The organism is Pseudomonas sp. Pseusp49 (genome assembly GCF_059491875.1).
The window spans coordinates 364,315-375,838 of record NZ_CP168514.1; the positions used below are offsets into that span (position 1 = coordinate 364,315).

General features: G+C 60.6%; 6 protein-coding genes. 2 read left to right on the plus strand and 4 right to left on the minus strand.

Going from position 1 to position 11,524, the window contains the following annotated elements; all coding sequences use genetic code 11:
* Positions 1–172: 172 nt before the first annotated feature.
* The gene (gene putA / locus ACEN83_RS01545; RefSeq protein ID WP_495579318.1) at positions 173–4,123 is read right to left on the minus strand and encodes a trifunctional transcriptional regulator/proline dehydrogenase/L-glutamate gamma-semialdehyde dehydrogenase; all 3,951 of its coding nucleotides are present in this window, start codon (positions 4,121–4,123) and stop codon (positions 173–175) included.
* Between the two features lie 460 nt (positions 4,124–4,583).
* Here putA and putP point away from each other — a divergent pair, with 460 nt between their 5' ends.
* Complete coding sequence (gene putP / locus ACEN83_RS01550; protein ID WP_116580746.1) at positions 4,584–6,068, plus strand: sodium/proline symporter PutP; 1,485 nt, start codon at positions 4,584–4,586, stop codon at positions 6,066–6,068.
* An 80-nt stretch (positions 6,069–6,148) separates the two neighbouring features.
* Here putP and ACEN83_RS01555 read toward each other — a convergent pair whose 3' ends face one another.
* On the minus strand, positions 6,149–6,643 hold the full coding sequence (locus tag ACEN83_RS01555; protein ID WP_095943224.1) for a DUF2165 family protein: 495 nt from the start codon (positions 6,641–6,643) through the stop codon (positions 6,149–6,151).
* Positions 6,644–6,850: 207 nt separating this feature from the next.
* Between ACEN83_RS01555 and ACEN83_RS01560 the strand changes: the two genes are divergently transcribed.
* A complete protein-coding gene (locus ACEN83_RS01560; protein ID WP_007971823.1) occupies positions 6,851–7,687 on the plus strand; it encodes a 23S rRNA (adenine(2030)-N(6))-methyltransferase RlmJ in 837 nt (278 codons plus the stop codon).
* A 104-nt stretch (positions 7,688–7,791) separates the two neighbouring features.
* Here the strand turns inward: ACEN83_RS01560 and msrA are convergent, their stop codons facing one another.
* Both msrA and ACEN83_RS01570 read right to left on the minus strand, forming a co-directional pair.
* Positions 7,792–8,442, minus strand: coding sequence for a peptide-methionine (S)-S-oxide reductase MsrA (gene msrA / locus ACEN83_RS01565; protein ID WP_007971822.1), 651 nt, complete (start codon positions 8,440–8,442; stop codon positions 7,792–7,794).
* Positions 8,443–8,615: 173 nt separating this feature from the next.
* Positions 8,616–11,309: a putative bifunctional diguanylate cyclase/phosphodiesterase gene (locus ACEN83_RS01570; protein WP_495579319.1), complete on the minus strand. Its 2,694-nt coding sequence runs from the start codon at positions 11,307–11,309 to the stop codon at positions 8,616–8,618.
* Between the last annotated feature and the right edge of the window lie 215 nt (positions 11,310–11,524).

Sequence of the window (11,524 nt, forward strand, 5' to 3'; positions counted from 1 at the left end):
GGAATAGAGGCTGAACAGGATGATTGATCTTGGTGATGGAGAAGCAAAAGATCGCAGCCTTCGGCAGCTCCTACAGGAAAACGCATTCCAAATGTAGGAGCTGCCGAAGGCTGCGATCTTTTGATCTTGCTTTAAAGCTCGGGCAGCCGCAGCTGCCCGGTCCTGTTACGGCTTAGCCAATCGTCATCAAGCTGGCATTACCACCCGCCGCCGCCGTGTTGACGCTCAACGCACGCTCGATCACCAAACGCTCCAGCGCAATGTTGGTCTCGCCCTGCGACAGGCCCTGAACCCCGACAATCGCACCGGCACGCTTGGCAACCTGCTGGCAAACCGCACGCAACTGGTCGGAGTGGCCGTGATGCACAACCGCGTCAAACACCACTTCGTCCTTGTTCCAGTCGGAAACCAGCTTGATGCGCGCCTGAATCTCCTTCGGCAGGCGTGCGAACAGCGCCTTGGTCAATTCACCTTCCGGCCACACTGCCGAACCGCCGACAGCCAGTACCGCCGCCAGTTGAGTCAGCAGGTCGCCTTCGACTTCCGCCAGGCACAGCACGTGTTCCCGTGGCAGGATCGCGTAGCTGTTGCGCTCGCCGGTCGGGCCGGCCAGAACGCGGGTGATCCCGCTTTGCGATTGTGCGGCGAACTGCACGCACAGGGTGCTCAGGTCGGCAAACTTGTTACTGTCGGCCCAGGCTTTCAGAGCGGTCAGCGGCTTGCTCATGGCGTCGCGCAGACGAACGTCCGGTGCTGCGGCGGCATCGCCACGAGCGAAGGATTGTTCGATCGCATCCGCAGGGCGGGTCGACAGCAGGCGGTACAGGTACAGCGGGCCACCGGCTTTCGGGCCGGTACCCGACAGGCCTTCGCCGCCGAATGGCTGCACGCCGACCACGGCACCGACGATGTTGCGGTTGACGTAGACGTTACCGGCATTGACGTTGTCGATCACCTTGGCGATGGTTTCGTCGATGCGGGTGTGCACGCCCAGGGTCAGGCCGTAGCCGGAAGCGTTGATCTGGCCGATCAGTTGATCGATGTCCTTGCGCTTGTAGCGAACCACGTGCAGCACCGGGCCGAAGATCTCCCGCTGCAGTTCGTCGAAGCTTTCCAGTTCGATCAGGGTCGGCATCACGAAGGTGCCGCGTTTGACTTCTTCGGCGTCGGCGATGGCCACCTGGTACACGCTGCGACCTTTGTCGCGCATGGCCTGGATGTGCTTCTCGATGCCAGCCTTGGCTTCGGCGTCGATCACCGGGCCGATGTCCACGGACAAACGCTCAGGGTTGCCGAGACGGCTTTCAGCCATCGCGCCCTTGAGCATTTCGATGACGCGATCAGCGGAATCTTCCTGCAGGCACAGGACGCGCAGGGCCGAGCAACGCTGGCCGGCACTGTCGAATGCCGACGAAACCACGTCGATCACCACTTGTTCGGTCAGTGCCGAAGAGTCGACGATCATCGCGTTCTGGCCACCGGTTTCGGCGATCAGCGGGATCGGACGGCCCTGGCTGTCCAGGCGGCCGGCGATGTTGCGTTGCAGCAAGCGCGCGACTTCGGTGGAACCGGTGAACATCACGCCTTTGACGCGATCGTCGCCGACCAGACCGGCACCGACGGTTTCACCGCGACCCGGCAGCAATTGCAGTACGCCCTCGGGAATGCCGGCTTCGAGCAGCAGGCGCACGGCTTGAGCGGCGACCAGCGGTGTCTGTTCCGCAGGTTTGGCCAGTACCGGGTTACCGGCGGCCAATGCAGCAGCCACCTGGCCACTGAAGATCGCCAGCGGGAAGTTCCACGGGCTGATGCACACGACTGGGCCCAGTGGGCGGTGAGCGTCGTTGGTGAAGTCGTTGCGTGCCTGCACCGCGTAGTAACGCAGGAAGTCCACGGCTTCACGCACTTCAGCGATGGCGTTGGCAAAGGTCTTGCCGGCTTCGCGGGCCAGCAGGCCCATCAGCGGCTGGATCTCGGCTTCCATCAGGTCGGCGGCACGTTCCAGGATCGCGGCGCGTTCGGCGGGCGGCGTGGCCTGCCAGATCGGCGCAGCGTTGAGGGCGCACTGGATCGCGTTGTCGACGTCTTCGACGGTCGCTTCCTGTACATGGCCGACCACGTCACGCAGATCGGACGGGTTCAGCACGGGAGCCGGGGCTTCGTTGCTGGACGCGCAGCCGAGTATCGGTGCGGCTTTCCAGTGGTTGTGCGCGGTAGCGAGAAGTGCGCAGGACAGCGACGCCAAACGATGTTCGTTGGCCATGTCGATGCCGCTGGAGTTGGCGCGCTCGGCGCCATACAGGTCACGCGGCAGCGGAATGCGCGGGTGCGGCAGGCCGAAACCACCTTCCACGGTCGCCATCTGCTCGATGCTGGCTACCGGATCGGCTACCAGTTCCTGGATCGAAATCGATTGGTCGGCGATACGGTTCACGAACGAGGTGTTCGCGCCGTTTTCCAGCAGGCGACGCACCAGGTAAGCCAGCAGGGTTTCGTGGGTACCGACCGGTGCGTACACGCGGCACGGACGGTTCAGCTTGCCTTCGGAGACTTTACCTACAACCTGTTCGTACAGCGGTTCACCCATGCCGTGCAGGCATTGGAACTCGTACTGGCCCGGGTAATAGTTCTGACCGGCGATGTGATAAATGGCCGACAGGGTGTGGGCGTTGTGCGTGGCGAACTGCGGGTAGATGACTTCCGGCACCGACAGCAGCTTGCGCGCGCAAGCGATGTAGGACACGTCGGTGTACACCTTGCGGGTATAGACCGGGTAGCCTTCCAGGCCTTCGACCTGGGCGCGCTTGATTTCGCTGTCCCAGTACGCGCCTTTTACCAAACGGATCATCAGGCGATGACGGCTGCGACGAGCCAGGTCGATCACGTAGTCGATCACGTACGGGCAACGCTTCTGATAAGCCTGGATCACGAAACCGATGCCGTTCCAGCCGGTCAGTTGCGGCTCGAAGCACAGGCGCTCGAGCAGATCCAGCGAGAGCTCCAGGCGGTCGGCTTCTTCGGCGTCGATGTTCAGGCCGATGTCGTATTGCTTGGCCAACAGGGTCAGCGACAGCAGGCGCGGGTACAGCTCATCCATCACACGCTCGTACTGAGCGCGGCTGTAGCGCGGGTGCAGGGCGGACAGCTTGATGGAAATGCCCGGGCCTTCATAAATCCCGCGACCGTGGGACGCCTTGCCGATCGAGTGGATGGCTTGTTCGTACGAGGCCAGGTACTTCTGTGCGTCGTGCTCGGTGAGTGCGGCTTCACCCAGCATGTCGTAGGAATAGCGGAAGCCCTTGGCTTCGAACTTGCTGGCGTTGGCCAGGGCTTCGGCGATGGTTTCGCCGGTCACGAACTGCTCGCCCATCAGGCGCATGGCCATGTCGACGCCCTTGCGGATCATCGGCTCGCCGCTCTTGCCGATGATGCGGCTCAGGGACGAAGTCAGGCCGGCTTCGTTGTGGGTCGACACCAGCTTGCCGGTCAGCAGCAGGCCCCAGGTGGCAGCGTTGACGAACAGCGACGGGCTGTTGCCCAAGTGCGGCTGCCAGTTGCCGGTGCTGATCTTGTCGCGGATCAGGGCGTCACGGGTGCCTTTGTCCGGGATGCGCAGCAGCGCTTCGGCCAGGCACATCAGCGCCACGCCTTCCTGGGACGACAGGGAGAATTCCTGCAGCAGGCCCTGAACGATGCCGGCACGGCCGCCAGCGCTCTTCTGATTGCGCAGTTTTTCAGCAATCGAGGCGGCAAGCTTGTTGGTGGCTTCGGCCATCGGTGCCGGCAGGCGAGCCTGCTCGATCAGCATCGGCACGACTTCCGGCTCAGGGCGGCGGTAGGCGGCGGTGATCGAGGCGCGCAGTACCGACTGCGGCAGGATGCTTTCGGCGAATTCGAGGAAGCACTGGTGGGCGTGATCCAGAGGCGCGTCGACGCTGTCGTCGGAGTCCTTGGTCAAACCGCTCAGCTCGGTCAGGGTTGCACCACCCTCGAGTTTTTCCAGGTAATTGAAGATTGCCTGCTTGATCAACCAGTGCGGCGTGCGATCAATCGAGGTCGCGGCGGCCTTGAGGCGTTCGCGGGTCGGGTCGTCAAGTTTGACCCCAAGGGTGGTGGTAGCCATGTTTTTATCCTCATGTTTGCCACGACTGCGTGGCATCAGCTGGCGGCAAGATTAGCCGTGCGACTGTTGAGGTGCAACCGGGTGCAACCCTTTTTTTGTCGGAATATTAAGCAGCTCGTCAGGAAATAAATTCTGGTACGGGTGTGCCGTATCTGCTTGGTGCTTTTTCACGCGGTTGGCTCTGTTTCTTGCTCCGAAAAGGAGCAAAAACCGGTGTTTACTATTTATTTCCGACTAGGTGCAACTTATTCTCGCGAAACAGGTTGCACCTTATTTGCTTTGTTGAATAGCATTCGCGCCCAAGGTGCAACCCGGAAAAATCCGGGTGCTCCGGCTGATGGCTTTCCTGGGGAAACATCAGTCATAAATGCGCGGGAATCCGGATCGTCTGTCAAACGTATGCGTTTGCGAGCGGTTCACCAGCCGCCGCTACATAAAAACAAAGCCAGGGCGTAACTTAATGAGCGTAAGCAATCCAACCCTGATCACGTTCGTGATCTACATCGCAGCAATGGTGCTGATCGGCTTGATGGCCTATCGCTCCACCAACAACCTTTCCGACTACATCCTGGGCGGTCGCAGCCTGGGCAGCGTCGTGACTGCACTGTCTGCCGGTGCCTCCGACATGAGCGGCTGGTTGTTGATGGGCTTGCCCGGTGCAATCTACATGTCCGGTCTTTCCGAAAGCTGGATCGCCATCGGCCTGATCGTCGGCGCCTACCTGAACTGGCTGTTCGTCGCCGGCCGTCTGCGTGTACAGACCGAGCACAACGGTGATGCACTGACCCTGCCGGACTACTTCGCCAGCCGTTTCGAAGACAAGAGCGGCCTGCTGCGGATCATCTCTGCGGTCGTGATCCTGGTGTTCTTCACCATCTACTGCGCTTCCGGCATCGTGGCCGGTGCCCGTCTGTTCGAAAGCACCTTCGGCATGTCCTACGAGACGGCGCTGTGGGCCGGTGCTGCGGCGACGATTGCCTACACCTTTATCGGCGGATTCCTGGCCGTAAGCTGGACCGATACCGTACAGGCCACCCTGATGATCTTCGCGTTGATCCTGACGCCGGTCATCGTGCTGCTGGCCACCGGTGGTGTCGACACCACCTTCCTGGCCATCGAAGCGCAAGATCCAAGTAACTTCGACATGCTCAAGGGCACCACTTTCATCGGCATCATCTCGCTGATGGGCTGGGGTCTGGGCTACTTCGGTCAGCCGCACATCCTCGCGCGTTTCATGGCGGCTGATTCGGTGAAATCGATTGCCAAGGCCCGACGCATCTCCATGACCTGGATGATCCTGTGCCTGGGCGGCACCGTGGCTGTGGGCTTCTTCGGTATTGCCTACTTCTCGGCGCACCCGGACGTGGCTGGCGCGGTCTCCGAGAACCACGAACGTGTGTTCATCGAGCTGGCCAAGATCCTTTTCAACCCATGGATCGCCGGTGTCCTGCTGTCGGCCATTCTGGCTGCGGTGATGAGCACCCTGAGCTGCCAGTTGCTGGTGTGCTCGAGCGCCCTGACCGAAGACTTCTACAAGACCTTCCTGCGTAAATCCGCTTCGCAGCTGGAACTGGTCTGGGTCGGTCGTGCCATGGTCCTGTTGGTCGCCCTGATTGCTATCGCACTGGCAGCCAACCCGGAAAACCGTGTACTGGGCCTGGTGAGCTACGCCTGGGCCGGTTTCGGTGCCGCATTCGGTCCGGTTGTACTGATCTCCGTGATCTGGAAAGACATGACCCGCAACGGCGCACTGGCCGGCATCCTGGTCGGCGCGATCACTGTGATCGTCTGGAAACACTTCGAACTGCTGGGCCTGTACGAAATCATCCCGGGCTTCATCTTCGCCAGCCTGGCGATCTACATCGTCAGCAAAATGGGCACGCCGACTGCCGGCATGTTCCAGCGTTTTGCGGCTGCAGAGAATGATTATCGTCTGAACAAGTGATGAGTGATGGGGGGAGCGCTTCCCATCCCTGTTAAAAGAGCGGCTCGCAGCTTTTGGTGCGGGCCGTTTTTTATTGGGGATCAGTCAAGATCGGCATCAGGCTGATTCAGAAAGATCAGCACGCCCAGTATTGCCATGTAGAACCTGAAGGCTGCGTCCTGACCATTCCAAATATCGGATTGCCACATCAGAAACCACTCACCTCCAACAACCATGAAGCCGAAAAACCACACGAAAAACCCGGTCGTCAAACCCGCTACGGCCCACTTCCTGGCCTGTCTGAACTCATGCCCACCGGCTGATCGTGAGCGCCAGAGCTGTAGTGCGCCGTAACCAAGAAGTCCACAGGTAATGGCTTCGCCAAGGATGATCAGCCAGTAAGCCCCATGCCACACCCAAGGCAGATCAATTGCGCGATACCGGGCGGCGTTGTCAGGGAAGGTGGTATCCATGCTCAGCACATGCCGGACGAAGTTGAAGTTGGAACCGTAGTCGGTGATGTTGTTGAACACGGTCATGAAGGCGAATGCGGCGAGCGCCAGGGTCATTGCAATCTTTGCGTAGCGAATGGTCATTTGTGCGTCCTTTGCCTTTTTCGACAAAGAACGCTATCACACCGGTTTGCAGGTTCGGGAGTCTTCCTGTTGTGAGGCGTTTGTGAATTTGTCGAGTGATGGTGCGTGCTTGTTGCCGCTATGAATGCTTGAAGTGTCCGCTCAGTCGCCAACCCCTGACTTGCCGGCCGGTAAAAGGTAAACTTCCCGGCCTTCGCAGGAGCAACCATGAATTATCGTCACGCCTTCCATGCCGGCAATCACGCCGATGTGTTCAAACACCTGACCTTGACCCGCCTCATCGCCCTGATGTCGCGCAAGGAGCAGCCGTTTGCCTATCTCGACACTCACGCCGGCATCGGTCTGTATGACCTTCAGGGTGATCAGGCCAACCGTACCGGCGAGTACCTGGAAGGCATTGCGCGTTTGTGGGATCAGCCGGATCTGCCGATCCTGACCGCCGATTACATGCAGGTGCTGCACGAGATGAACCCGGATGGCCAGTTGCGCTATTACCCGGGGTCGCCAGAGTTGGCGCGACGTTTGACCCGCCCGCAGGACCGCGTGTTGCTCAACGAGAAGCACCCGGAAGATGGCGTTTTACTCAAGGACAACATGGCCGGTGATCGTCGGGTCAAGGTGCACCTGGGCGAAGGCTGGCATGTGTCGCGGGCCTTGTTGCCGGTGCCGGAGAAGCGTGCGGTGATGTTGATCGATCCGCCGTTCGAGAAGCTCGACGAGATGCAGCGTTGTGCCGCGTCGCTCAAGGAAGCGATTGGCCGGATGCGCCAGACTGTGGCGGCGATCTGGTACCCGGTGAAGGATCAGCGCGCGCTGCGTCGTTTCTACCAGGACCTGGCCGGTACCGGTGCGCCGAAGTTGTTGCGGGTGGAGTTGCTGGTGCATCCGCTGGATACGCCGAACAGCCTGAACGGCTCCGGGCTGGCGATTGCCAATCCGCCGTGGGGGCTGGAGGAGGAGTTGCGTGAGCTGCTGCCGTGGTTGTCCGAGAAGCTTGGGCAGACCCAGGGTGGGTGGCGGATGGATTGGTTGATTGCCGAGTAATGCTCGGCCTGTAGGAGCCGGCTTGCCGGCGATGGCGGCCTAGAGGTCACCGCTGGACCCACTGCCGCTATCGCCGGCAAGCCGGCTCCTACGAGTGATCTGTGTCAGATCGGGCAAGTCACGCCTGTACCGCCGATCCCGCAGTAGCCTTCCGGATTCTTGGCCAGGTACTGCTGGTGATACGTCTCTGCAAAGTAGACGGTCGGGGCCTGGTCGATTTCGGTGCTGATTTCACCGAGGCCGGCCTTGGACAGCTCAGCCTGGTACGCTTCTTTACTCTTGAGCGCTGCGTCCAGTTGTTCAGGCGAGGTGGCGTAGATCACCGAGCGGTACTGGGTGCCGATGTCGTTGCCCTGACGCATGCCCTGAGTCGGGTTGTGCAGTTCCCAGAACATCGCCAGCAGTTCCTGGTAGCTGACCTTGGCCTTGTCATACACCACCAGTACCACTTCGGCGTGGCCGGTGAGGCCCGAGCAGACTTCTTCGTAGGTCGGGTTCGGCGTGAAGCCGCCAGCGTAACCCACAACCGTGCTGACCACGCCGTCGCGCTGCCAGAAGCGGCGTTCCGCTCCCCAGAAGCAGCCGAGGCCGAAGATCGCGAAGTCGACGTCTTCGAAGAACGGGCCAAGCAAGGGGGTGTCTTTAAACACAAAGTGCTTTTCAGGCAGGGTCATTGCGGTTTCGCGACCGGGCAGAGCTTGTTCTTTAGTAGGGAGCACGTTTTTGTTCACCAGAATTTCCGAGCGCAGAACCATGATCAGTCCTCTCAGTCAGGATGGGTTGTAAATAAGCAGACCGTCAGTGTGCCCAAATACTGCCGGTTAAGCACTATCAAGGTGGGAGCGGGCTTGCTCGCGAAGACGTTGGGACAGTCGACATCAATGTTGCCTGATCTACCGCTTTCGCGAGCAAGCCCGCTCCCACAGGGTCAGGCGATTGGGCCACGCGGGTAGCGTTTGAGCTTTTCGATCAACTCATTGCCCGGGATCGGACGGTCGAACAGGTAGCCCTGGCCGACGTCGCAGCGGTGACGGCGCAGGAACGACAGCTGATCGGCGGTTTCGATGCCTTCAGCCACGACCTTGAGTTTCAGGTTGTGGGCCATGGCGATCACCGCGGAGGTGATTTCCATGTCGTCCTGGTTGTCAGGGATTTCGTGGATGAAGCTTCGATCGATCTTGATGATGTCGATGGGGAATTTTTTCAAGTAACTGAGCGACGAGTAACCGGTGCCGAAGTCGTCCATGGCCAGGGTCAGGCCCAGGCGCTTGAGCTGGTCGAGTTGCAAGTGGGTGTCTTCGGTGGCCTCCAGCAGCAGGCCTTCGGTCAGCTCCAGCTCCAGCAAATGCGCGGGCAGGGCTTCTTCCTTGAGGATGGTGGCGATGGAGGCCACCAGGTCCGGGTCGGAGAATTGCTTGGGCGACAGGTTGATCGCCACTTGCAGGTTGCCCAGGCCGGCGGCGGTCAGCGCTTTGCTCATGCGGCAAGCCTGGCGGGCGATCCATTTACCGATCGGGATGATCAGCCCGGTTTCTTCGGCGACGCTGATGAACTGATCCGGGCGGATCATGCCCTTTTCCGGATGATCCCAGCGCAGCAGTGCTTCCATGCCCAGCAAGCGACCACTGCGCAGGCACAGCTTGGGCTGGTAGAACACGTCGAGTTCGTTCTGGGTCAGGGCCCGGCGCAGGTTGTTTTCGACGAACAGCTTGTAGCTGGCCTCGGCGTTCAATGCTTCGGTGAACACTTGCACCTGATGTTTGCCATTGGCCTTGGCCTTGTGCAGCGCCAGCCCGGCGTTGCGCATCAGGGTTTGCGGGTCGCGCCCGTGCAGTGGCGCGCACGCCAGGCCCACGGACCCCGTGACACTGATCAACTGGTTGTCGACGAACATCGGTTTGTCGAGGGTCGCCAGCAACTGATTGGCCACTTGCTGACCCGTCGTGAGGTCACTGTTGTCCAGCAACACGGCGAATTCGTTACTGGCGAATCGCGCCAGGCTGCCGCTCGGGATCAGGCTGTTGCGCAGGCGTCGGGCCAGACTGATCAGCAATTTGTCGCCAGTCTGGTGGCCGAGGCTGTCGTTGATCCGCTTGAAGTTGTCGATGTCCACCAGCAACAGGCTGATCGGCGCGTCGCTGTCGCGGGCGAAGCGTTCATCGAGGTTGCGGATGAACGCCGGGCGGTTGCCGAGATTGGTCAGGTTGTCGGTGTAGGCCAGGCGCTCGATGCGCTGCTGAGCGAGCTTGGTCTGGGTGATGTCTTCGTAGATGCCGATGTAGTGGGTCAGCTCGCGGTTGTCGCCGTACACCTTGGAGATCGACAACTGGCCCCAGTAGGGTTCGAGGTTTTTCCGGCGGCTCTTGAATTCGCCCTGCCAACTGTTGCTCTTGGCCAGTGCCGAAGGCGCGTCGAACAGCAGTTCGCTGAGGTTCTCCAGGGCCGGCAATTCCGACAGGCGCTGACCGTGCACTTCTTCGGTGGAGTACTGGGTGATGGCGGTGAAACTCGGGTTGACGTACTCCACCACGCCATCGCAGTTGACCAGCAGAAAGGCGTTGGCACTTTGCTCGACCGCACGCTGGAACAGGTGCAGGGCGCTGGTTGCGGTGCGCCGGTTGTGGTTGCTGATGACCTGGGCGAACTGGTCGGCCAGTTCTCCGGCGAAGGCGATTTCATCGGACTGCCAGGCACGGGTCGCACCGATTTGTTCCAGGCACAAAACGCCAACCACCTGGCCATCGACACGGATGCTGGCGTCGAGCATCGCGTTGACGTCGCGCGGGCGCAGGCTTTCGGCCATCTCCCGGGTGCGCGGGTCGTGCATGGCGTTATGGGCGTCGATGGCACGGCCTGTGTGCAGGGCGTCGAGGTAGTCGGGGAACACGCTGACGTCGATCGGCTGCGGCAGCAGGTATTCCTGATTCGTGCGGTGATAGGCCGAGATCGGCACCAGCATCGAACCTTCGAGGCTCCACAGGCTGGCGCAGTCGATTTGGTAAATGTCGCAGGCGCTGCGGGTGATCAACTCGGCGGCTTCGCGCAAGGAGTTGTTGCTGCTGTAGCGCTGACGGGTAAGCAGCAGGATCAGGTCCTGCTGGGCACGCACCCGGTCCAGATGCAGCAGTTGCTCCTGTTGGGCGCGCTGATTGAGCTCCAGGGCGATTTGCAGGCGCGAGTTCTGGGTTTCCAGATCCAGGGCCGGTTGCAGCGGGTCATCCTCGAACAGGCCGTCAATGACCAACAGGTAGCCGCGCAACAGGTGGCGATTGTGTTGTTTGTAGGCTTCGCCCAATTCCAGCAGATTCAGGGAGCCGGAGGCCGTATGCAGGGTGTAGCGGATCAGGTAGTGCGTGCTTTGAGTCAGCTGGTGCTGGACCGCGTCATGAAGTTGATAGCGCGCTTCCGGCTCCATCAGGCTGGCGTAGGGCGAACCTACCAGTGCACACAGCTCCACGGCGGGCAGGCCGAACTGGCGTTCGCAATTGGGGTCGAGAAACAGGAGCGCCCAGCTGGGTTCATTAAGCCGTTCGAAACGCAGCATGCCGAGCCGCGAGGGCACAGGCAACTGCGTCACTACCTCGGCCACCATACGGCTGGCGGCATCGGGTTGGCTTTTCATGGAGGGAAACTCGCTTCGAATATGCTGAACGCGCTGGGCTCACGCCCTCTTTACTGTTGCCTGCGGCAAGGTTGCATCATTGCGACACCGACTGACAAGAGAGATGAAGGCTAAGTGCTATAAGAATATGTCGGCAGGCTCGAAGATTTCTGCAGTTTCCGGAAAAAGTATGGCTATTGATCAGATCGCAGCCTTGAGGGGGCGTCTCGAAGGCT

Bases quoted from the DNA above. Each gene is read 5' to 3' on its own strand.
- putA (WP_495579318.1), bottom strand. From the start codon at position 4,123: ATGGCTACCACCACCCTTGGGGTCAAACTTGACGACCCGACCCGCGAA.
- putP (WP_116580746.1), top strand. From the start codon at position 4,584: ATGAGCGTAAGCAATCCAACCCTGATCACGTTCGTGATCTACATCGCA.
- ACEN83_RS01555 (WP_095943224.1), bottom strand. From the start codon at position 6,643: ATGACCATTCGCTACGCAAAGATTGCAATGACCCTGGCGCTCGCCGCA.
- ACEN83_RS01560 (WP_007971823.1), top strand. From the start codon at position 6,851: ATGAATTATCGTCACGCCTTCCATGCCGGCAATCACGCCGATGTGTTC.
- msrA (WP_007971822.1), bottom strand. From the start codon at position 8,442: ATGGTTCTGCGCTCGGAAATTCTGGTGAACAAAAACGTGCTCCCTACT.
- ACEN83_RS01570 (WP_495579319.1), bottom strand. From the start codon at position 11,309: ATGAAAAGCCAACCCGATGCCGCCAGCCGTATGGTGGCCGAGGTAGTG.